This window comes from Alloalcanivorax sp. (assembly GCF_964221125.1).
GTDB classification, from domain to species: Bacteria; Pseudomonadota; Gammaproteobacteria; order Pseudomonadales; family Alcanivoracaceae; genus Alloalcanivorax; species Alloalcanivorax venustensis.
In genome coordinates this window covers 18,371-38,949 of record NZ_CAXPXK010000083.1, presented here as the reverse complement: position 1 = coordinate 38,949, position 20,579 = coordinate 18,371, and the positions used below count along the sequence as shown (strand labels likewise).

Annotated in this window: 28 protein-coding genes; 18 read left to right on the top strand and 10 right to left on the bottom strand. The window is 61.1% G+C overall.

The features are described from left to right. The 8 genes from ACEQZD_RS10360 to ACEQZD_RS10325 all read left to right on the top strand — a co-directional run. Window positions 1-274: hypothetical protein (locus ACEQZD_RS10360; protein ID WP_370185316.1), on the top strand; the 274-nt coding region annotated here is incomplete at its 5' end. Then, window positions 271-1,083 (top strand): hypothetical protein, encoded by an 813-nt coding sequence (locus ACEQZD_RS10355; RefSeq protein WP_370185314.1) that lies wholly within the window; start codon window positions 271-273, stop codon window positions 1,081-1,083. The genes ACEQZD_RS10360 and ACEQZD_RS10355, both read left to right, overlap by 4 nt. 116 nt (window positions 1,084-1,199) lie before the next feature. Continuing rightward, window positions 1,200-1,673, top strand: a complete 474-nt coding sequence (locus ACEQZD_RS10350; protein WP_370185312.1) for a hypothetical protein — start codon at window positions 1,200-1,202, stop codon at window positions 1,671-1,673. A gap of 121 nt (window positions 1,674-1,794) precedes the next feature. After that, window positions 1,795-2,064: a hypothetical protein gene (locus tag ACEQZD_RS10345; protein ID WP_370185310.1), complete on the top strand. Its 270-nt coding sequence runs from the start codon at window positions 1,795-1,797 to the stop codon at window positions 2,062-2,064. An 80-nt stretch (window positions 2,065-2,144) separates the two neighbouring features. Continuing rightward, window positions 2,145-2,513: a hypothetical protein gene (locus tag ACEQZD_RS10340; protein ID WP_370185308.1), complete on the top strand. Its 369-nt coding sequence runs from the start codon at window positions 2,145-2,147 to the stop codon at window positions 2,511-2,513. Window positions 2,514-2,578: 65 nt separating this feature from the next. After that, the gene (locus ACEQZD_RS10335; protein WP_370185306.1) at window positions 2,579-2,857 is read left to right on the top strand and encodes an Imm32 family immunity protein; all 279 of its coding nucleotides are present in this window, start codon (window positions 2,579-2,581) and stop codon (window positions 2,855-2,857) included. A 92-nt stretch (window positions 2,858-2,949) separates the two neighbouring features. Further along, window positions 2,950-3,414 carry a GNAT family N-acetyltransferase gene (locus ACEQZD_RS10330; protein WP_370185304.1) on the top strand — a complete coding sequence of 155 codons (465 nt, stop codon included), beginning with the start codon at window positions 2,950-2,952 and terminating at the stop codon, window positions 3,412-3,414. An 84-nt stretch (window positions 3,415-3,498) separates the two neighbouring features. After that, window positions 3,499-4,044, top strand: a complete 546-nt coding sequence (locus tag ACEQZD_RS10325; RefSeq protein ID WP_370185302.1) for a nucleotidyltransferase family protein — start codon at window positions 3,499-3,501, stop codon at window positions 4,042-4,044. Between the two features lie 208 nt (window positions 4,045-4,252). On the opposite strand, the gene ACEQZD_RS10320 is transcribed toward ACEQZD_RS10325, so the two are convergent. The 3 genes from ACEQZD_RS10320 to ACEQZD_RS10310 form a co-directional block, all read right to left on the bottom strand. Then, the gene (locus ACEQZD_RS10320) at window positions 4,253-4,459 is read right to left on the bottom strand and encodes a cold-shock protein (protein ID WP_370185301.1); all 207 of its coding nucleotides are present in this window, start codon (window positions 4,457-4,459) and stop codon (window positions 4,253-4,255) included. Between the two features lie 705 nt (window positions 4,460-5,164). Continuing rightward, window positions 5,165-5,524 carry a helix-turn-helix transcriptional regulator gene (locus ACEQZD_RS10315; RefSeq protein ID WP_370185299.1) on the bottom strand — a complete coding sequence of 120 codons (360 nt, stop codon included), beginning with the start codon at window positions 5,522-5,524 and terminating at the stop codon, window positions 5,165-5,167. A gap of 44 nt (window positions 5,525-5,568) precedes the next feature. Beyond that, on the bottom strand, window positions 5,569-5,994 hold the full coding sequence (locus ACEQZD_RS10310; RefSeq protein WP_370185297.1) for a PaaI family thioesterase: 426 nt from the start codon (window positions 5,992-5,994) through the stop codon (window positions 5,569-5,571). 53 nt (window positions 5,995-6,047) lie between these two features. On the opposite strand from ACEQZD_RS10310, the gene ACEQZD_RS10305 reads away from it, so the two are divergent. From ACEQZD_RS10305 to ACEQZD_RS10285, 5 genes are all read left to right on the top strand, one after another. Next, window positions 6,048-6,644 carry a TetR/AcrR family transcriptional regulator gene (locus ACEQZD_RS10305; protein WP_370185295.1) on the top strand — a complete coding sequence of 199 codons (597 nt, stop codon included), beginning with the start codon at window positions 6,048-6,050 and terminating at the stop codon, window positions 6,642-6,644. A 106-nt stretch (window positions 6,645-6,750) separates the two neighbouring features. Then, on the top strand, window positions 6,751-7,005 hold the full coding sequence (locus tag ACEQZD_RS10300) for a type II toxin-antitoxin system ParD family antitoxin (RefSeq protein WP_370185293.1): 255 nt from the start codon (window positions 6,751-6,753) through the stop codon (window positions 7,003-7,005). Next, window positions 7,005-7,301, top strand: coding sequence for a type II toxin-antitoxin system RelE/ParE family toxin (locus tag ACEQZD_RS10295; RefSeq protein ID WP_370185291.1), 297 nt, complete (start codon window positions 7,005-7,007; stop codon window positions 7,299-7,301). Before ACEQZD_RS10300 ends, ACEQZD_RS10295 begins: the two co-directional genes overlap by 1 nt. Window positions 7,302-7,431: 130 nt before the next feature. Beyond that, the gene (locus ACEQZD_RS10290; protein ID WP_370185289.1) at window positions 7,432-7,689 is read left to right on the top strand and encodes a type II toxin-antitoxin system Phd/YefM family antitoxin; all 258 of its coding nucleotides are present in this window, start codon (window positions 7,432-7,434) and stop codon (window positions 7,687-7,689) included. Then, on the top strand, window positions 7,677-7,985 hold the full coding sequence (locus ACEQZD_RS10285; protein ID WP_370185287.1) for a type II toxin-antitoxin system RelE/ParE family toxin: 309 nt from the start codon (window positions 7,677-7,679) through the stop codon (window positions 7,983-7,985). Before ACEQZD_RS10290 ends, ACEQZD_RS10285 begins: the two co-directional genes overlap by 13 nt. Here ACEQZD_RS10285 and ACEQZD_RS10280 read toward each other — a convergent pair. Continuing rightward, entirely contained in the window at window positions 7,982-8,647 is a 666-nt protein-coding gene (locus tag ACEQZD_RS10280; RefSeq protein ID WP_194856480.1) for a GntR family transcriptional regulator, read from the bottom strand. The genes ACEQZD_RS10285 and ACEQZD_RS10280 overlap by 4 nt on opposite strands. Window positions 8,648-8,853: 206 nt before the next feature. On the opposite strand from ACEQZD_RS10280, the gene ACEQZD_RS10275 reads away from it, so the two are divergent. Then, complete coding sequence (locus ACEQZD_RS10275) at window positions 8,854-10,002, top strand: alkane 1-monooxygenase (RefSeq protein WP_370185285.1); 1,149 nt, start codon at window positions 8,854-8,856, stop codon at window positions 10,000-10,002. Between the two features lie 79 nt (window positions 10,003-10,081). On the opposite strand, the gene ACEQZD_RS10270 is transcribed toward ACEQZD_RS10275, so the two are convergent. Then, window positions 10,082-10,882 (bottom strand): crotonase/enoyl-CoA hydratase family protein, encoded by an 801-nt coding sequence (locus ACEQZD_RS10270; protein ID WP_142947880.1) that lies wholly within the window; start codon window positions 10,880-10,882, stop codon window positions 10,082-10,084. A 62-nt stretch (window positions 10,883-10,944) separates the two neighbouring features. Between ACEQZD_RS10270 and ACEQZD_RS10265 the strand changes: the two genes are divergently transcribed. Continuing rightward, window positions 10,945-11,982, top strand: coding sequence for an amidohydrolase (locus ACEQZD_RS10265; RefSeq protein WP_370185283.1), 1,038 nt, complete (start codon window positions 10,945-10,947; stop codon window positions 11,980-11,982). Window position 11,983: 1 nt separating this feature from the next. Here ACEQZD_RS10265 and ACEQZD_RS10260 read toward each other — a convergent pair whose 3' ends face one another. The 5 genes from ACEQZD_RS10260 to def are packed head-to-tail and all read right to left on the bottom strand — an operon-like array spanning window position 11,984 to window position 17,607. Continuing rightward, the gene (locus ACEQZD_RS10260) at window positions 11,984-13,435 is read right to left on the bottom strand and encodes a TrkH family potassium uptake protein (RefSeq protein ID WP_370185281.1); all 1,452 of its coding nucleotides are present in this window, start codon (window positions 13,433-13,435) and stop codon (window positions 11,984-11,986) included. Between the two features lie 12 nt (window positions 13,436-13,447). Further along, entirely contained in the window at window positions 13,448-14,824 is a 1,377-nt protein-coding gene (gene trkA, locus ACEQZD_RS10255; protein ID WP_335628303.1) for a Trk system potassium transporter TrkA, read from the bottom strand. Further along, a complete protein-coding gene (gene rsmB, locus ACEQZD_RS10250) occupies window positions 14,821-16,155 on the bottom strand; it encodes a 16S rRNA (cytosine(967)-C(5))-methyltransferase RsmB (protein ID WP_335628304.1) in 1,335 nt (444 codons plus the stop codon). The genes trkA and rsmB overlap by 4 nt, the downstream gene beginning before the upstream one ends. After that, on the bottom strand, window positions 16,148-17,092 hold the full coding sequence (gene fmt / locus ACEQZD_RS10245) for a methionyl-tRNA formyltransferase (protein WP_370185278.1): 945 nt from the start codon (window positions 17,090-17,092) through the stop codon (window positions 16,148-16,150). Before fmt ends, rsmB begins: the two co-directional genes overlap by 8 nt. Window positions 17,093-17,100: 8 nt before the next feature. After that, the gene (gene def, locus ACEQZD_RS10240; RefSeq protein ID WP_335628306.1) at window positions 17,101-17,607 is read right to left on the bottom strand and encodes a peptide deformylase; all 507 of its coding nucleotides are present in this window, start codon (window positions 17,605-17,607) and stop codon (window positions 17,101-17,103) included. Window positions 17,608-17,759: 152 nt separating this feature from the next. On the opposite strand from def, the gene ACEQZD_RS10235 reads away from it, so the two are divergent. From ACEQZD_RS10235 to ACEQZD_RS10225, 3 genes are read left to right on the top strand one after another with little or no spacing between them, the layout of a single operon-like run. Beyond that, a complete protein-coding gene (locus tag ACEQZD_RS10235; RefSeq protein ID WP_370185276.1) occupies window positions 17,760-18,833 on the top strand; it encodes a LysM peptidoglycan-binding domain-containing protein in 1,074 nt (357 codons plus the stop codon). A 45-nt stretch (window positions 18,834-18,878) separates the two neighbouring features. Next, window positions 18,879-19,958 (top strand): DNA-processing protein DprA, encoded by a 1,080-nt coding sequence (gene dprA / locus ACEQZD_RS10230; protein WP_370185274.1) that lies wholly within the window; start codon window positions 18,879-18,881, stop codon window positions 19,956-19,958. Window positions 19,959-20,008: 50 nt separating this feature from the next. Further along, a complete protein-coding gene (locus tag ACEQZD_RS10225; RefSeq protein ID WP_142947872.1) occupies window positions 20,009-20,578 on the top strand; it encodes an L-threonylcarbamoyladenylate synthase in 570 nt (189 codons plus the stop codon). Window position 20,579 lies beyond the last annotated feature (1 nt).

Sequence of the window (20,579 nt, the reverse complement as noted above, 5' to 3'; positions counted from 1 at the left end):
TCATGAAAGAGATTATTGCTCGGGATATTTTGGGGCGGTGATCGGTCGGGGCTTGCTGACCGCAAGCCTCAGCTTCAATCGTATCAAAAACGCGGCTTCGGCCGCGTTTTTTGTGTTTATGCGCCAGCCATCCGGTCGGTTTGTCACGCCCGAGAATTTCTGCTTCTATTTCAGGCAATTGAAATCGGGTTTACAGGATATGACGCGCGCGTCTTTATCCAATGAACGAGCGCGCGGCCTAATACCTGTTGGGCGCAAAGGGAGTAAATTTTGAACGAAACGTTTTTAGCCCTCCAAAAAGAAGCCCTCTTTACAAAGGAGGTTTTAGGGGCAGGAGCAACACAGATACGCAAGGCTAACTACGCCAATAAAGGAATTTACTTTCAAGCTTTCACAAGCCTGGCAACAGGATTAGAACGGATCGGGAAGCTCTGTTTGATGCTTGACTACTACGCCAGTAATGGTGGTGCGTTTCCTGATTTTAAGTACCTCAAAAAAGAAATAGGCCACGACATAGAGTTGTTGTATGAAAGGTCGCTGGAGGTCGCTGCCAAGCGAAGTATTAATTTTTCGTTTTTAACCGACCTTGAAGGTGGTGTTCACAAAGAAATTCTCAGAGTTCTGTCGGCTTTTGCCAAGAGTGATCGATATTCAAACATAAACCTCTTAGTGAACAGCAAGCAGCAAGGAGATCCCGTGGCGTCGTGGGTGGAATCAGTCGATCTCCCTCTATTCGAGCAAAGGGTCACAGAACGTAAAAAGGAAAAGATAGCCCGCAATGCAAGGGCGATCGCTGAGCTAACCAGTGGTTTCATTCATGTACGACACACATCAGAAACTGGGCAGGAAATAACAGACGTTGAGCAAGGGAGCCTTTTGACTGGAATTCAACAAGCTGTAGCGCCATACAGGCAGCTTTACGTCATTCATGTCATAAGATTTTGGTCTGAGCTGCTTTGGTCGCTTCAATACACTGCAATGGAACTTGGTAAGCCTGATATTCCTTTCTTCAGCGAGATCATTGCACCATTTCTGAATGACGACTCATATATCCGAAAACGGAAGACTTGGGACACTTTCTAGCTTTGGCGATTAAGGCCCAACAAGTCGCTGTTGTCGGACAATTTTTCCACCGCTTCGCGGCTCCAAAATTGCCGCAAAGTTTTGCGTTATGTTTTCAATAAGGCTCGGAGCTTTGAATGGATTTAACTTGGATCAATGTTGTAGATACAGCAGTTAAAATTGGTTTGGGTTCTCTGATATCTGCATTGGCGGCTTATTTGGCTTTGATCAAAAGTCAGTCGCACGAGGATCAAAAAGAAGCCAGGTCTCATTTCTATAGGCTCCAGGAAGAAAAAAAGTCTAAATATGTAGAGCTTCTAGTCCAGTCTCAAGAACTGATACAGGCTAATTTATACGCTAGCTATTCTCCCGATTCCGAGGGCTACAAAAAGTATCTTCGAGCATTTAATGAGGTTCAGATAATATCAAGTGACCCAATAAGATTGGCTGCGTTTAACTTGGTGTCGGATGTTCAGGCGTTTATCTTCCTTAACAAAAACCAACAGGAAATTGAGCTGGTCGATAAAATGGTTGCATCGGCTAGGGAGAAGGTATCTATCTTCCAAAAGGTTGCGCAGGGCGAAGTGACAAAATGCTACCAAAAAAAATAACAAATCAATCAACTTCGTGCCTACGGCGCCGGACAGCCTACATTACGCTTCGCTTCATTGCGGCTGCCGGTTATTGAGGCGTTATATACATAGCGAAATAGGCGCTAATATTGGGAGTGTTATGAAAATCAAGGAACTGATCGAAAAGCTTCAACAGTTTGACCCAGAGCAGTCCATCGCGTGCTATTCAGAAGACGAAGGCCTAAGAGCTGGCGACGGCCCAATACAGATCTTTGAGGTACTAAATGTCTCTGAAGTGGAGGCCGAATCCAGCAGGCTTGACGGCGGCGCAGGAAAACCTTGGTTGAAGTTCGGAAAATCTGGCAACTCTTCAAAATTTGCTCTTATAGAAATCACATCTGATGCCCAGTGCTCGCAGGACAGGGGATAACCAAGCGCATCAGTACGCAGCCCTCGGCTGCCGGGCGCTCGCAAGTGCGCCGCTGTGGCGGTATTAAGTGGTGAAATGTCATGACTGAATTAGATCCTTGTGTGAATGCGACAGAGCTAGCCTCCCTATATTTTGATCAATGGATACTTACGGTCTCTCTTAGGACGTACAGTTCAAAAGGTGAAGTAAACGGCATGGTGGCTTTGGTCTTTACCGAGGTGCGCGGTTTTAGGTATCTCGATGAGGGCGATATGTTGAACTATTCTTGGCCCGATAACGCCACTGGGTCCTATTTCGACCAAGTAGAGTCTGGCGGCTGGGTTGAACAAGAAGAAAAGTACGGGAATGTAGTTATGGGAGGTGGCAGCGAGTATTTGATCGCTACCGATAACGAGTGCCTGTGCGTGTTGGCAAGCCGCGAGCCTGTAGTGGTTCGGGATGTTGAGTGACAGAAAGTAACAAGAAAGTGCAAGCGACGAGCGCGTAACCAAGGCGTTAAATTTTACGAGGAAGTATGGGCGATTATCTCTTAACATTCGAAATTAACGAGGAAGGTAAACAGGTTTTCGTTCATGGCGATCCGGTAGGACTAGAGTATTTTGCAAAGCAGCTTCTGGAGATCGCTGCAAAAGCGAAAGCTGGCGAGTTCCCCCATGATCATTATTTCACCGGGGAATGGGGTGGCGACGAATTGTCATCTGAACAGCAGTCTGAACAATGCAGGCTTGTAAATCACGTCAAGGTCTATGGCTGGCCCACGGTTAAGGGTGGCAAACCGTACTCGAGGAAATAGCGAGTCATTCTGGTTGGTTGTGGCCCTGAAGGATCGCCATCGGACGCCCTTATCAGGGCGCCTCGGGATACTGGCGTTAAGGGGTAAGAACTGTGGAAATTCTTCCGCTGGCTGACAAGAAAGAATTCATTGCGGAGTTGGCCGAGCTTCACCATGCGGAGTGGAAGCATTTGAACCCCTCGTTGACTCTGGAAGGTCGGGCCGAAGCCATCGTCGAGGCTGCGGGACGAGAGGGTATCCCTTCGATATTTGTCGCAGTATCCGGAAATCAGCTTGTTGGCTCGGCGGCTCTAGTACAGAACGACATGGACACCAAACCGGATTTAACGCCTTGGCTAGCCGCCGTTTATGTGAAAGAGGCCTTTCGGCACCAAGGCGTAGCAACCGACCTGATCGCTCGATGCGAGACTGAGGCGGCTCGCTCAAACGCTAAGACCTGGTACCTCTACACCGAGTCCGCCTCGAGACTTTATAAGAAACTCGGCTGGCTTCATCTGGAGCGATGCGACTATAAGGGTGTGACGGTTGATGTCATGTACAAGAAGATCACCTCTTAAAAAGCACAGTCTCAGCGGCGACCTTTCCGGTGCGGCTGCGCCTCCATTGCAAGGCCGCTCGTGCTGCGGGCGTTAGGTATCGAAATGGATAACATTGCACAGATCAAGAAATGGATATCGGAAGACGGCATGCGAATTGAGGCCCTTTCCGTTGCACGTTCGCTGGGGTTGAGTGATTGGTGCCTTGCCGCCGGGTTCGTTCGCAACCTGGCGTGGGATAAAGTTCATGGGTATAGCCGCGCCACAGCTCTGAATGACATCGACTTGATCTACTTTGATCCGGACAAGGCAAGCGAGGAAGCGGATAAGGACTTAGAGAGCCGGCTCAAAGCGGTCTCCGACTTTGCATGGTCGGTAAAGAACCAGGCGAGAATGCATAATAGGAATTCAGACAGCCCGTATGCGTCAATTGAAGACGCCATGAGCTACTGGGTAGAAGTGGAAACGGCGGTTGGCGCCACCCTGAATGAAAGTAACGATATAGAAATCGTCGCACCTTTTGGTATTGATGTGCTTTTCGAATACACGATTACGCCGAATCCGAAGAGGCCGAAGCCAGAGGTGTTCGCTCAACGCGTGCAAGAGAAAAGGTGGCTCAAAATTTGGCCGAACCTGGTGGTCAATGTCTGACCATGCGATTAAGTCCGCTCCCTAAGCTCGCTTCGCGCGTTGCTTCCTCAGGAATGGTGTTCTTGCTATGTATTGATGGCTTGATCTCTTTTCTTATGATGGCGCTACCAAGCGCACGAGTATGGCGTCGTACTCATAAAAAAGGCGGCTCCCGTCAGGGAGCCGCCTTTTTTAGAACATCAGCGCCGAAGCGCCGAGTCAAGCTATCTTAGATAACTTGAATGTTCTCTGCCTGCGGGCCTTTCTGGCCTTGGGTCACGTTGAAGCTAACGTTTTGGCCTTCCATCAGGGTTTTGAAGCCTGAGCCGACGATGGCGCTGAAGTGAGCAAAAACGTCTGTGCCAGACTCTTGCTCAATAAAACCGAAACCTTTTGCTTCGTTGAACCACTTAACCGTACCAGTAACTGCTGACATAATCGTACCTACAAATATTATATTAATGGCCCAGTTGGACCGATGGTGCTGGAAAGAGTCTATGACTAAAAAGGCAGGACGATTACGTGCGGAGGAGTTGCTAACTACTGGCAGGGATCGAACAGGTTTTTACATTATAGATCAAAACTTCCTAGCAGGGCGCTACCCTACAGCATATTCTGGCTATGTCAATTTTTATAATTCAAAAAACATAACTATAACCTCCCCTTAGACAGGTGTTATGTGCTGTGAAGACGTATCGAGGCTCATGCCACTGCGGAAGAATCCGGTTTGAAGTGGATGCGGACATTGATCATGTGCGCTCTTGCGATTGTTCCATCTGCCAGCGCAGAGGCGCGCTGAATCATCGCGTAGCGAAAGAGTCGCTGCGCCTACTGGTTCCGTGGAGCGATCTGACGTTGTACCAATGGGGCTCGCGAACAGCGAAAGACTACTTCTGCCCGGTGTGCGGAATCCTGCCCTTCAGACGACCGAGTGACCCGACTGCGCAGGAGCTGCGCGAGGGCGTCGAGCCCTTCGACGGTTGGGCGGTCAATGCAAGGTGCCTGGAAGGGCTCGACCTTGACGCCACTCCCGTCAAAAAAATTTATGGCAGTAGGATTGAACATGACGTCTAGCGGTTGCTCGCAGTCAATGTACACAACCTGGCGGTTGAAGTGTAACGGTCTCAACCAGACTTAGAGCCTATGCCGCTTGGGGTTTTCCTGACGAAATGACTTTGCCAACTTCTTCTGAAGAAGCGCCAAGCGCCAGTAAAGCTCGCATGAGTAAATCGATAGAAACGCCGGGGTCACCTGCTTCCATCTTGGCGACTCGAGACTGGCTGGATTGGATCAGCTTGGCGAGCTCGACTTGGCTCAGATCTTTCTTACGCCGATTTTCTTTGAGAGCGTGGCTGAGAGCCAGCTTCATTCCAAGGTAGGCGGACTCCTCAGGAGTAAGCCCCAGGAACTCATCGGCATCACCAACTTTCCAGCCGTTTTCCTCAAGCTTCTTACGCTTATTGGCATGCATCATGTCGATAAAATATGTCATATCCGACATAACATCAAATGACCTGAGGCCTGGGACGTACTGCTCGGCCGCACTCAACCCGTGTCGGCCGCCGGCGCCATGATGGTGCCCTGGGCCACGGCGCACAGGGTTTCCGAGCCGTCCTCGGCCACCGAGAACAGGTCGCAGCGGCACACCGCCGCCTGGCGGCCTGAGCTTTCCACGCGGGCACGGGCCACCAGGGTGTCGCCCTTGGCCGCCTTCGTGTAGTTGATCTTGAATTCCAGCGTCAGGCCGTCGCCGTACAAGGAGCCGCCGGCGAAGGTCAGGGCGTTGTCGGCGAGATAGCTGAGTATGCCGCCGTGGGGGCGACCATGTTGCTGCAGGAACTCCGGTCGCAGGGCCAGGGAAAGCTGGGCCTCCCCTTCCACGAAACGATCCAGGCGCGCGCCCAGGAAGCGGCTGAACGGCTGCGCCGCGAGGACGCGCTCGCCGAGGGCCTGCATGTCTTGCGGTGTCATGGCGACTCCTCCAGAATGGCAATTAGAATATTATTCTAGAATAAGGTTCTAGTATGAGCGAAGCAAGTCCAGCGCGGCCCCGCGCCGGCGCCCGGGAGCGTGTACTGGCGGCGGCACTGGCCTGCGCCACCGAATGCGGCATGGACGCGGTCACCATCGATGCGATTCGCCTCCGCAGCGGCGTCAGCGTGGGTAGCCTTTATCACCACTTCGGCGACAAGCAGGGCGTGTTCGCCGCTCTGTTCGTGGCCGGGGTGGAGCATTTCGGCGAGATCGCGATGGCGGCCATGGCGAGAAGCGATTCCGCCGAGGCGGGCTTGCGTGCTCTGGTGGAGGATTATCTGAACTGGGTCGTGGCGCATCCGGACTGGGCGCGTTTCCTGCTTGCGGCTCGCCCTCGCCTGGAGAGCGCGGCCGGACCATTACTGCGCGACGCCAACGGCCGCTACTTCACGGCTCTTCGGGACTGGCTGAAACGTTGGCCGGAGACCCGACATCTGGCCGGGCGCCCTGCTCTGGTGCTGGCCCTCGTGTTCGGTCCGGTGGATTACTTGGTTCGGCCCTGGCTGGACGGGCTGATGCCGGCCAGTCCGCTGGAGCATCGGGACGCGTTAGCAGATGCCGCGGTGCGGGCGTTGCTGGGCGGTTAACACGGGAAAGCCGCATCCGTTTGGCTACGTTTAAAACCAGGACATTGATCCGGCACAGAGGAGCGGTATGATATTGTCATACTTTGCTGTGTTAGGAGCACCGGCTATGAGCATGCACCGGAAAACCATCACGCTGACGGAACAACAAGACGACTGGGTGAAAGGCCAAATTGAAAACGGTCACTTTGGCAATGATAGTGAGTATATCCGCGATCTTATCCGAAGGGACCAGCAGGCCAAGGAGCGCCTTGCTACGCTGAGGCAGGCCCTCGTTGAGGGTGAGTCAAGCGGGCAACCCAAGCCGCTTGATATAGCCGCCATCAAGGCGGCTGGTCGCAAACGAGTGAAGGCGCCTGATTAGTGCTTAAGCTGAGCGTCACGCCGAAGGCCGAGTCGGATCTCATCGGGATTTGGATGTATACCTGTGAAGAATGGGGTGCGGATCAGGCGGATACATACTTGGATCGGCTGGCGGCCGGGATGGAACAGCTCATCAATTATCCGTCACTCGGCACGGACTATACCCACGTTCTTCCCGGGTATCGCAGATTGCAGGTGGAGCATCACACTGTTTTTTATCAGGTGCTTGAGCCGGAGGTGCTTGTTGTTCGTGTCCTGCACGAGGACATGGATGCACCCGAAAGGCTCCTGGATTAACGGCGTTACAGGGCCATCCACTGCGCCCGCCGCGTCTATGGCGGGCCCTAACTGCGTAGCGTTCAATGTGGCTGCCCTTGCCAAGAAGTGATACTTTAGTGTCACTATGGATTCGGTCCAAGGTGAGACCATGAAAGTTGAGCTGGTTACAAACCTGAAGCGTCAGGCCACAAAGATTCTCGCGGATTTGCACATCTCCAAGGAGCCGGTGCTGATCACGGAACACGGTCAGCCATCCGCCTATCTCGTCGACGTGCAGGATTACGAGTTCATGCAGCGTCGGCTTGAGTTGCTTGAGGGGCTCTCACGGGGAGAGCGGGCTGTACTTGAGGGAAGAACGTACAGCCAAAGTGAGGCCAGGGAGAAAATGAGTAAATGGCTGAGGTAGTTTGGACGGAACCCGCGCTTCAGCAATTGGATGCTGTCGCTGAGTACATTGCTTTGGACAATCCTGCCGCGGCCAGCGATCTGGTCAACGCAGTGCTCGATAATGTCGAGCGACTAAACGCATTTCCTCAGTCCGGACGTCTCCCTCCTGAGCTGCCCAATTCCGTGTACCGGGAAGTCGTGGTGCCGCCGTGCCGCGTTTTTTATCGTGAGGAGGGGGCGCGGGTTCTTATCCTTTACGTCATGCGCGAGGAGCAGCAGCTTAGGACCTACATGCTTGGAAGCCGCCAGCCTTAAGCCGCATCCCGCTTAGCGATAGCCCGCAGCACCAGCCGGCACTGGTTGTCGCCGTATTCGCGGATGTCGGCGGCGGCCTGTTCGGCGTTACGGGCGAGCACGTTTTCCAGCAGCCGCTGGAAGATCTTCAGTGACATGTCGAATTCGGTGGTGTCTTCCTGCAGGGCGATGAACGAGAAGCGCTTGAGCAGGGGCACCAGGTCTTCGATGTCGTCGGCCAGGTAGCGGTTGCGGGCGAAGCGGGCGGTGGCCATTTCCACGAAGCGGAAGGCGACCTGGTGGGCGCCGGGCATGTCGGCGTTGCGGTAGTGGCGCTCCAGCTCGGGCAGCATCATGGCCAGATCCTCGATCTCGCCGGGTTTCCAGTCCCGGGCGGCCTGGGCGGCCAGGTGGGAGAGCAGCAGGAACAGGAAGTTATACAGGTCGCGGACCTCGCTTTCCGTGACCTCGCAGACCCGCGCGCCCCGGCGCGGTTGCAGCCGGATCAGATGACGCTTTTCCAGCAGCCTGAAGGCCTCTCTAAGTGAGTTAGTGCTCACATCCAGCTCTTTGGCGAGTTCCGCTTCCGGCAGCTTTTCGCCGGGCGCGAGGTCGCCGCGCACGATGCGTTCGCTCAGGTGCTCGGCAATCTGTTCACTGAGACTCACTGCTTTCAGCGACATGGGGCTCCTCCGGGTTCTGGTGGCTATTATCCGCGCACTTTCCTTCTGTGTCACGAATTGAGTTGTTTGACAATTCAAGAATTGCTGTTAATGTTGCCATCGAAGAATGACAAAGTAATGGCTGAGTCGGCCGGATCCGTCCGCTCGACCGCCTGCTGGCTAAAGACAGAGCCTGGCGAGGACCACGGCCAGGGAGGAGACGAACCATGTTCGCGAAAATGCATTCCGATACCATGCTGAAGCTTAAAAAGTGGGGTTATCTGGCCTTCTGGGCGGCGGTGCTGCCGTTGCTGCCCATGAGCGCCTTCATCGGCCGCGAGTCCGGCACCCAGGACTATTGGGCCTGGTTCCTGTATTTCGTGGTGTTCGGCATCATTCCGGTGCTCGATTACATCATCGGCAAGGACCCTTCCAACCCGGACGAGCACCAGCAGGTGCCTTCCATGAGCCAGGAGCGCATCTACACCAGCGCGCTGTTCCTGATGGGCTTTATCTGGCTGGGCGTGTTGTTTTTCGCCGGCTGGGTGTTCGTGAATAACGATTATTCCCTGCTCGGCCAGTTGGGCTGGATTGTCTCCATCGGCACCGTGGGCGGCATCATCGCCATCAACCTGGGCCATGAGTTCGTGCACAAGGATCCCAAGTTGGAGAACTGGATGGGCGGCCTGCTGCTGTCCTCGGTGACCTACGCGGGCTTCAAGGTGGAGCACGTCCGTGGCCACCACGTGCATGTGTCCACCCCGGAAGACGCGTCCTCGTCCCAGTACAACCAGGGCCTGTACGAGTTCCTGCCGCGTGCCTTCAAGCACAACTTCCTGAACGCCTGGAAGCTGGAGAAGCAGTACCTGGAGCGTAAGGGTAAGAAGAACTTCAGCCGCCACAACGAGCTGATCTGGTGGTATTCGATTTCCGCGCTGTTCGCGGTGGCGTTCGGTCTCGCGTTCGGTTGGATGGGCGTGCTGTTCTTCGTGGCGCAGAGCTTCGTGGCCGCTTTTACCCTGGAAGTGATCAACTATATCGAGCACTACGGCCTGCACCGCCGGGTCACCGACAAGGGCCGCTACGAGCGGGTGACCCCGGCGCACAGCTGGAACTCCAACTACCTGCTTACCAATCTGGCGCTGTTCCAGCTGCAGCGTCACAGCGACCACCACGCCTACGCCAAGCGCCGCTACCAGGTGCTGCGTCACTACGAAGAGAGCCCGCAGCTGCCGGGCGGTTACGCCGCCATGTACGTGCTGGCGCTGGTGCCGCCGCTGTGGAAGAAAGTGATGAACCCCCGTGTGGAAGCCTACTACGAGGGGGAGATGGACCAGCTGTTCCGTGGCGAACGACGGGTCAACAACATCGCCTGATTTCTGCTCGGGACGAGCGATTCGACCCCTTTTGCCCCGCTACCCCGCGGGGCTTTTTTTTGGGTTCCCTTTAGCGCGTTCAGTCGCCGGTGAAGTCCGGCGCGCGCTTGTCGATAAAGGCCTGCACCGCTTCCTGGTGGTCCGAGGTGGAGTGGGCCAGCGCCTGCATGGCGGCGGACATTTCCAGCAGGGCGTCCAGGCGCAGGGAGCGGCCGGCCCACAGCAGCCGCTTGGTCATGCGCACCGCCTGGGTGGGGTTCACGGCGATGCGCTGCGCCAGGGCGCGGGCTTCGTCGAGAAGCTGGTCGTCCGGCACCACCCGGGACACCAGGCCGCAGGCCAGCGCTTCGTCCGCTTTGACGCGGTCGCCGGTGAGCGCCATCTCCGCCGCCTTGGAAAAGCCCACCACCCGCTGCAGCAGCCAGGCGCCGCCGTCGCCGGGGATGATGCCCAGCTTCACGAAGCTCTCCGCGAACCAGGCGCTTTCGCCGGCGATGCGCAGATCGCACATGCAGGCCAGGTCGCAGCCGGCGCCCACCGCCGGGCCGTTCACCGCCGCGATCACCGGCACTTCCAGCTTCTCGAACGCCAGCGGAATGCGCTGGATGCCCTGCTTGTAGTTGAGGCGGGTCTTGGCCGGGCGGGCATCGTTGAGGCCGCCGGCGGCGCCCATCTTTTTGACGTTGCCGCCGCTGGAGAAGGCGCTGCCGGCGCCGGTGAGGATTGCCACGCGGGCGTCCGGGTCGGTTTCCAGCCGCTCCAGGGCGGCCAGCAGCGCCTCGATCATGTCGTCATCGGAGATCGGGTTGCGGGTCTCCGGGCTGTTAAGGGTGAGGGTGACGATGCCGTCGTCGCGCTGGTACTGGATCAATTCGCTCATGGGAACTCCATGCTAATGTTGGATAGGTAAATAATAACGACCCATCGGGAGAGCCTAATTCAATGAGCAGCGACACGTCTTCATCCTCCACCGGTCGGGTGATCCTGCCCGCTCCGGATCTCGACTGGCTGGCCCTGCACCAGGAGCCGGTACTGGAACCGGAGCGGGCCATCATCGACCCGCACCACCATCTTTGGGACGCGCCGCGCCCTCGCTACCTGCGCGATGACATCGAGCGCGACCTGGCCGCCGGCCACGACGTGCGCGCCACGGTGTTCGTGGAATGTTCCGAAGGGTACTACAGCGACGGCGACGAGGCGCTGCGCCCGGTGGGCGAAACCGTGTTCGCCGAGGGCGTGGCCGCCGCCACCGGCGGGCGGGTGTGCACTGGCATCGTCGGCTACACGGACCTGCGCCAGGGCGCGGCGGTGAAAGGCATGCTGGAGGCCCACCTGGAAGCCGGCAAGGGCCGCTTTCGGGGCATTCGCCAGTCCAGCGTCTGGGACCCGGACCCCAATATCCGCACCACCCGCCGGGTGCTGCCGGCGGGCCTGCTGCTGGACCAGGAGCTGCGACGCGGTTTCGCCGAGCTGGCGCCGCTGGGTCTGAGCTTTGACTGCTGGAATTACTTTCATCAGATCGACGATCTCACCGACCTGGCGCGGGCCTTTCCGGAAACTAATATCGTGCTCGACCACGTCGGCGGCGTGCTGGGCGTGGGCGATTACGCCGGCCGGGGCGAGCAGGTGTTCAGTGAGTGGCGCCGCGCCATCGAGGCGCTGGCCGCCTGCCGCAATGTGTCGGTGAAGCTGGGCGGGCTGGGCATGCACAGCTGCGGCTTCGAGCTGGATCAACGGCCCCGGCCGCCCTCTTCCCAGGAACTGGCCGACCTGTGGCGGCCCTGGTTTCAGGTCTGCGTGGACGCCTTCGGCGTGGAGCGCGCCATGTTCGAGAGCAATTTCCCGGTGGACCAGCTGTCCTGTTCCTACGCGGTGCTGTGGAACGCCTTTAAACGGCTGGCCGGGGCGTGCTCCGAGGCGGAGAAGCAGGCGCTGTTTTACGACACCGCGAAGCGGGTCTACCGGCTCGACGTGCCCTGACCTACTGGCGCCAGAACAGCGGCGTGAACAGCACCAGGAAGGTGAAGATCTCCAGGCGGCCGAGCAGCATCAGAACGGTCATCATCCACTTGGCTTCGTCGGTGATGTTGGCGAAGCCGCCGCCCACCTGGCCGATGCCCACGCCCAGGTTGTTGATCGACGCGGCCACCGCGCTCACCGCGGTGGTCAGGTCCATGCCGGTCATGGTGAACAGCAGGGTAAAGATCACCGACAGGGTGATGTACACGCCGACGAACCCCCACACCGCCTGCAGCACCCGGTCGTTGACCACATGCTTGCCGAAGCGCAGCGCGAACACGCCATTGGGATAGATCAGCCGGCGCAGCTCGCGGATGCTGTGGCGGAACACCAGCGCGGCCCGCACCACCTTCATGCCCGCCGCCGTGGAGCCGGCGCAGCCGCCGACAAAACTGGTGAGCACCAGCAGCAACGGAATAAAGCCCGGCCAGGCCGCCGCGTTGGTGCTGGTCAGGCCGGTGCCGGTGCCGAACGACGCCACCTGGAAGGCGGCGTGGCGGGTGGCTTCGCCGGGCTCTTCGTGAATGCCGAAAACCAGCAGGCCGCCGCCCACCATCAGCATGTAGAGGAGCATCAGGCCGAGGAAGAAGCGGCATTCCGGGTCGCGCATATAGGCGAGCAGGCTCTTGCCGCGCCACACCGCGAAGTGCAGCGCGAAGCTGATGCCGCCGATCAGCATGAACACGGTGGCGATAATGTCGATGGGCGTGCTGTTCCAGTACGCCATGGACGCGTCGTGGGTGGAGAAGCCGCCGGTGGAGACGGTGCTGAAGCTGTGGCAGATGGCGTCGAACAGCGTCATGCCGGCGGCCCAGTAGGCCAGCGCGCAGGCGATGGTGATGGCCAGGTAGACGTACCACAGCGCCTTGGCGGTCTCGGCGATGCGCGGCGTCAGCTTGGACTCCTTCATCGGGCCGGGAATCTCCGCCTTGTACAACTGCATGCCACCAATGCCCAGCATCGGCAGGATCGCCACCGCCAGCACGATAACGCCCATGCCGCCCAGCCACTGCAGCTGCTGGCGGTAAAACAGCATGGACTTGGGCAGATCGTCCAGGCCGGACAGCACCGTGGCGCCGGTGGTGGTCAGGCCGGACACGGATTCGAACACCGCGTCGGTGAAGCCCACCGGCACCGCCTCGGAGATCAGCATCGGCAGCGCGCCGATCACCCCCAGCACCGACCAGAACAGGGTCACCACTAGGAAGCCGTCGCGGGTCTGCAGCTCGGCGCGCTGGCGGAAGAACGGCAGCCACAGCGCCAGCCCCAGCAGCATGGAAATGGTGAACGACACCAGGAAGGGGCCTTCGCTGCCGTCCCGGTACAGATAGGCCACCGCCACCGGCGGCATCATGGTGAAGCTGAAGACCACCAGCAGCAGGCCCAGAATCTTCGAGATCAGCGCGAAGTGCATGGGCAGGGTCCCCTAGAAGAACGTGAAACCAACTTGGAACAGTTTTTCCACGTCCCGAATGCGGCGTTTGTCGATCAGGAACAGAATCACGTGGTCGTCCGGCTCGATGACGATGTCGTCATGGGCGATCAACACCTTCTCGCCGCGCACCACGGCGCCGATGGTGGTGCCCTCCGGCAGGTCGATGTCCTCGATGGCGCGGCCCACCACCTTGGAGGACTTGGCGTCGCCGTGGGCGATCGCCTCGATGGCCTCGGCCGCGCCCCGGCGCAGGGAGTAGACGTTGACCACGTCGCCGCGCCGCACATGGGTAAGCAGGCTGCCGATGGTGGACTGCTGCGGCGAGATCGCGATGTCGATGTCGTGGCCCTGCACCAGATCCACATAGGCCGGGTTGGCGATCAGCGTCATCACCTTGCGCGCGCCGAGGCGCTTGGCCAGCAGCGACGCCATGATGTTGGCCTCGTCGTCGTTGGTCAGCGCGCAGAACACGTCGGTGTTCTCGATGTTGGCCTTGAGCAGTTCGTCACGATCGGTGGCCAGGCCCTGCAGCACCACGGTGTGGCCCAGCCGCTCGCCGAGCCATTCGGCCCGCTGCGGCGAGCGCTCGATGATTTTCACGTTGTAGCGGTGCTGGATGCTCTTCGCCAGCCGGTAGCCGATGTTGCCGCCGCCGGCGATCAGCACCCGCTTGTAGTTGTGCTCGAGGCGGCGCAGCTCGCTCATCACCGCGCGGATGTCGTTCTTGGCGGCGATGAAGAACACTTCGTCGTCCGCTTCGATGACGGTGTTGCCCTCGGGAATGATCGGCCGGTTGCGGCGGAAGATCGCCGCCACCCGGGTTTCCACGTTGGGCATGTGCTTGCGCAGCTCACGCAGCTCGTTGCCCACCAGCGGGCCGCCGTAATAGGCGCGCACCGCCACCAACTGCACGCGGCCGGTGGCGAAGTTCACCACCTGCAGGGCGCCGGGGTGTTCGATCAGCCGCTTGATGTAGTCGGTGACCACCTGTTCCGGGCTGATGATCACGTCGATGGGAATGGCGTTTTCGTTGAACAGCTTGTCCGCGCGGCTGGTGTAGTGGGCGGTGCGGATACGGGCGATCTTGGTGGGGGTGCGAAACAGCGTGTAGGCCACCTGGCAGGCGACCATGTTGACCTCGTCGGAATTGGTCACGGCGATCAGCATGTCGGCGTCTTCGGCGCCGGCTTCCTTGAGCACCCAAGGATAGCAGCCCATGCCGAGCACGGTGCCAATGTCCAGACGGTCCCCCAGTTCCCGCAAGCGTTCGCCGTCGATGTCGATGACGGTGATGTCGTTGCGTTCCCCCGCCAGGTTCTCCGCCAGGGTGCCGCCCACCTGGCCGGCACCGAGAATGATGATCTTCATGATCGCTGGTCGGTCACCTTGTTGTCGTCGGCCGCCTTGCGTTTATGCAGGCAGGCCAGGTAAAAGCCGTCGGGCCCGTTATCCCGTGTCAGCAGTTGCCATCCCGCCGCCACCGGGGCCGCGTCGGACGGCCGCTCGGTGCGGTCCTCGGCGTCGTCGGTGCGCGCCAGAAAGTCCGCGATCTGGCGGTCGTTCTCGTCGCGCAGCACCGAGCAGGTGGCGTACACCAGCCGGCCGCCGGGGCGCAGAAGCGGCCATAGTGCATCCAGCATGCGCGCTTGTAAATCCACCAAGGGTGGCAGGTCGGTGCGCCGACGGTGCCATTTCACGTCCGGCTGACGGCGCAAAATGCCGCTGGCGGAACAGGGCGCGTCGAGCAGGATGGCGTCGAAGGGTTCGCCGTCCCACCAGGCGGCCGGCTCGGCGGCGTCGCCTTGCACCAACTCGGCCTCGGCGCCGATGCGGCGCAGCGCGTCGCGTACCCGGTCCAGCCGGCGCGCGGACAGGTCCAGGGCGGTGACCCGGGCGCCGGGGAAGGCTTCCAGGATCTGGCCGGTCTTGCCGCCGGGGGCGGCGCAGGCGTCCAGCACCCGGCCGCCGTTCGGCGCCGCCAGGTGTTCCACCGGCAACTGAGCCGCTTCGTCCTGCACCGAATAGCCGCCGCTGTCGAAACCGGGCAGCTGCGACACCGGGCGCGGCGGCGATAAATACAGGCTCCACGGCGACAGGTCGCCGGGCCGGGCGCCGTCGCCGAGCTCGGCCAGGGCCTGGTCGCGGCTGTGCTGGCGACGGTTCACGCGCAGGGTGAACGGCGGCGGCGCCAGGGCCGCCCGGGCCAGGTCGTCGGCCTGTTCCGGCCAGTCCTGCTGGAACGACCGCCATAGCCAGCCGGGCAGTGAATAGCGCACCGCCGGGTCGTAGTCGGCGAACACCTGCGCCGGGTCCAGGCCGTCGGCCTTGCGCAGCAGGGCGTTGATCAGGCCGCTGGCCCAACCCGCCTTCAGCTGACGGCAGAGCTCCGGGTAGGCGTTGACCACCGCGTGGGCCGGGCGCTCCGTGAACCACAGTTCATAGAGGCCGCACAGCACCGCCAGGCGCACCGCCTGGGCCTTGGGTTTGAGGGGCTTGTCGAGCTGGCTGTTGAGCCACTGGTTGAGCGGCCGCAGGTGGCGGCAGACGCCGAAGCAGAGGTCGCGCATCAGGCCGCCGGCGGCGCCGTCGGGCACGCCCCGGGCAAGCACTTCGCGGAGGCTGGCGCCGTCCCCCTCGCCGGGCAGTACCCGCTCCAGGGCGCGCACCGCCGCCAGCCGGGGATCCGGCGCCTTATTCAAGGGTGGCCCCCGGCTGGAACAGCTCCGGGTGGCCGCGTCGTACCTCGGCCACGGTCATGGGGCGTTTGCCGGGCAGCTGTACCCGGCTCAAGAGAACGGCACCGTCGCCGCAGGCCACCGGCAGGCCCTCGTCGCTGACGGTGACGATGCGGCCGGGCTCCGGCTCGCCGGTGTCCGGAACCTCCTCGGCGTCCCATACCCGCAGGGGCTGGCCGCCGAAGTCCACCCAGGCCACCGGCCAGGGGTTGAAGGCGCGCACCCGGTTGACCAGGGCGGCGCCGGGCAGCCGGAAGTCCAGCCGGGCGCCGGCCTTGGTCAGTTTGGCGGCGTAGGTGACGCCCTCTTCCGGTTGCGGCCGGGCCTGTTCCAGGTAGCCGGGCAGATCCTCAAGCACGGTGCCCAGTAGCCGGGCGCCCTGCTCGGCCAGGCGGTCGTGCAGCTCGCCGCCGGTCTCGCGCGCCCCGATGGTCAGCGCCTCGCTGAGCAGCATCGGGCCGGTGTCCAGGCCGGCGTCCATCCGCATGATGGTGGTGCCGGTTTCCCGGTCGCCGGCCTGGATCGCCCATTGGATCGGCGCCGCGCCGCGCCAGCGCGGCAGCAGTGAGCCGTGCACGTTGACGCAGCCGAGCCGGGGCAGGGCCAGCACGGCGCGGGGAATAATCAGGCCGTAGGCGACCACGATCAGCGCGTCCAGATCCAGCTCGCGCAGCCGGTTCTGGATCTCGTCGGTTTTCAGGGTGTCCGGCTGCAGCACCGGCAGGTCGTGTGCCAGGGCCAGTTTTTTCACCGGCCCGGGCTGTACTTTCTTGCCGCGGCCGGCGCCGCGATCCGGCTGGGTGAGCACCGCGGCGACGGTGTGCGGGCCGTCGAGCAGCGCTTGCAGGCTGACGGCGGCGAAATCCGGGGTGCCGGCGAAGGCAAGGCGAAGCGGTTTCAAATCAGTTCTCAGGCCTGTTGGCGGTGTACTTTCTGAAGCTTCTTCTTGATCCGATCACGCTTCAGGCGGGACACATAATCGACAAAGAGCTTGCCGTTGAGGTGGTCGATCTCGTGCTGAATGCAGGTGGCCAGCAGCCCGTCGGTCTCGATCTCGAACGGCTCGCCGTTGCGGTCCAGGGCGCGGATGCGCACCCGCGAGGGGCGCTCCACCTTCTCGTAGAAGCCGGGCACCGACAAGCAGCCCTCTTCATAGGGGGCCAGATCCTCGGTGAGGGGCGTGATCTCCGGGTTGATGAACACCTGCGGCTGATCACGGGTTTCCGACACGTCGATCACCAGAACCCGCTTGTGCACGTTCACCTGGGACGCCGCCAGCCCGATTCCCGACGCCTCGTACATGGTTTCAATCATGTCGTCGATCAGTTTGCGAAGCGCGTCATCCACCGTCTCGACCGGTTTTGCTACCGTGCGAAGGCGTGGGTCTGGGAATTCGAGTATCTCAAGCTTGGCCATGGGGCTCCTGAGTTTTCAAACACTTGGGAAGGTGCTTTAAAGTCGGTTGCTAAATATATGATAGCGTTGCTAATATCCAAAAACGACTGTGCTCGATCCGGGGGTGTGTTCGCCGTTCCGCGGACACCAATAATGATAAAAGGAATCCGCTGATGATGAAATCGCTGCAGCGAATCCTGTACGTGGGGTTGCTGGTGGTGACGTCCGCCGTCATGGCCGACACCATCGCGCTACGAGACGACCATCCTAGTGTGTATTACGTCAAAAAGGGCGATACCCTTTGGGACATCAGCGGTCGTTTTCTCGAGAACCCCTGGCAGTGGCCGGAACTCTGGCACGACAACCCGGAGATCGACAACCCGCATTTGATCTATCCCGGCGATGAAATCCGCCTATTCTGGCAGGATGGCGAGCCGCGCCTGGCGGTCAACCGGGATAACGTGAAGCGCAGCAAACTGTCCGACGGCACCGTCAAGCTGACGCCCCGCGTCCGCGAAGTGGACCGCGACAGCGCCATCCCCGCGATTCCCATGAGCGCCATCCAGAGCTATCTGAAAGACGCCCTGGTGATGGACCGTGACGAGATTCTCGCCGCGCCCTATCTGATCGGCGGCCAGGACCGCCGGGTGGTGTTCGGCATGGGCGACACCGTCTACGCCCGGGATCCGGAAGACCGCTTCGCCGACCTGCAGCGCCGCTACGGCATCTACCGGGTGGGCGAGGAATACGTGGACCCGGAAACCCGGGAAGTGCTCGGCTACGAAGCCCGCCGCATCGGCCTGGCCAGCGTCCGCGACCAGGAAGAGGACATGACCACCCTGGAGGTGATCCGCTCCTCCGAGGACGTGCGCGTGGACGACCGCCTGTTCCAGCAGCCGGACCGGGAAGTGCGCGCGGTACTCTACCCCCATGCCCCCGACGAGAAAGTCACTGGCAACATCATTCGTTTCTTCGACCGCATCAACAGTGTGGCGCGCAACGACGTGGTGGTGATCAACCGGGGCGAGCGCGAGGGCATGGAACCCGGCCACGTGCTGGAAATCTTCCAGCAGGGCGAGCTGGTGCGTGACCGCCAGCAGGATGAAATGGTGCGTCTGCCGCGCACCAAGGCCGGCACTCTGGTGCTGTTCCGGGTCCATGAAAAGGTCAGCTACGGCCTGATCATGGAGTCCACCCGGCCGATCTACATGAAGGACATCGTGGAGAGCCCGGAAGGCAGCTACTGATTCTAGTCTGATAACCGTCTAGCACGGCGCACAGGGAGGTGCGCGATGGATGCCCAACTCAAACGGCTGGTGCTGTGCGCCGCCTTTTCACCCTACTCGGCCCTTCTCGGCCGGATATTGCGTGAACACTCCCCCGACGATACCCCGCTGGACCACTTCCGGTCCTGGCTGCCCAATAAAAACCGGTTGCCGGATCGGCGGCTGCGGCACCCGGAGGACCTGCATGGCCCTCTGACGGCCCTGTCGGGCCTCGGCTGGCGCTGGCTGGCCCTGGGCGACGACGACTATCCGCCGCTGCTGGCGGACCTGCCGGACGCGCCGGGGGTGCTGGCGGTACGCGGTGACCCGGCGGTGATCTCTGGCCCGCAGCTGGCCATGGTGGGCGCCCGCGCCGCCTCCGCCGACGGCACCGACAACGCCTTCCGCTTTGCCCGCTCGCTGGCCGCCGCCGGCTTCGCCATCACCAGCGGCCTGGCGCTGGGCGTGGACGCCGCCGCCCACCGGGGCGCCCTGGCCGCCGGCGGCACCACGGTGGCGGTGCTCGGCAACGGCCCGGACCGGGTCTACCCGCCCCACCACCGCAAGCTGGCGCAGCAGATCATCGAGGGGGGTGGTGTTCTGGTCACCGAATTCGCCCCCGGTAGCCAGCCGCGCAGGGAGTACTTTCCGGCGCGTAACCGGATTATCAGCGGCCTCAGCTTCGGCACCATCGTGGTGGAAGCGGCGCTGCGCAGCGGCTCGCTGATCACCGCGCGCACCGCCGCCGAGCAGGGCCGCGAGGTGTTCGCCATTCCCGGCTCGCTGCACAACCCGCTCAGCAAGGGCTGCCACCGGCTGCTGCGCGACGGCGCCAACTGGCTGGAGAGCGTCGACGATGTGCTGCACGCCTTCGGCGACTTCCGCCGCACCCTGGAGGACAGCCCGGCGCTGTCGGCGGCCCGCGGGCCGGACGACACCAGCGGCCTGCTGGCGCATTTCACCACCGGCATCAACAGCCTGGACGACCTGGCCCGACGCAGTGGCCTGGCGATGACCGAACTGGCGGAACAGCTCGCCGACCTGGAGTTGGAAGGCAGGATCAAGCGGGTGGCCGGCGGCTACAGCCGCCATCGCGGGCTTGCCTGACCGTCCGGGCTTGGGTACCTTCGCGGCCAGTAACCACACGAGGAACGGTGATGACCCCGCACACAACGGCGTCCGGCCAGCATCTGCTCAGTGCCGCGCACATTATTCGCGCCGGCGGCGTTATCGCCTATCCCACCGAGACCGTCTACGGCCTGGGCTGCGACCCCTTCGATAAGGACGCGGTGCGGCGGCTGCTGGCGATCAAACAGCGGCCGGTGGAGAAAGGCCTGATTCTGGTTGCTTCGGACCTGGACCAGCTCGACGGCCTGGTGCGCCTGGACGACGTCCAGCGGGAACGGCTGCGCCAGGCCTGGCCGGCGCCGGTGACCTACCTGCTGGACGCCACCGAGCGGGTGCCGGCGTGGATTCGCGGCGTCCACCCCAAGGTGGCGGTGCGGGTCAGCGCCCACCCGCTGGCGCGGGCGCTGGCGGCGGCGGTGGGCACGCCGATCGTCTCCACCAGCGCCAACCGGGCCGGGCGGCCCCCGGGCCGCAACCGGTTCCAGGTCGGCAAGGCCCTGGGTAGCGATCTGGACTTCATCGTCACCGGCGATTGTGACCCGCGCGGCAAGCCGTCCACCATCATCGATCTGCAAAGCGGTCGTACCCTGCGAGACTGAC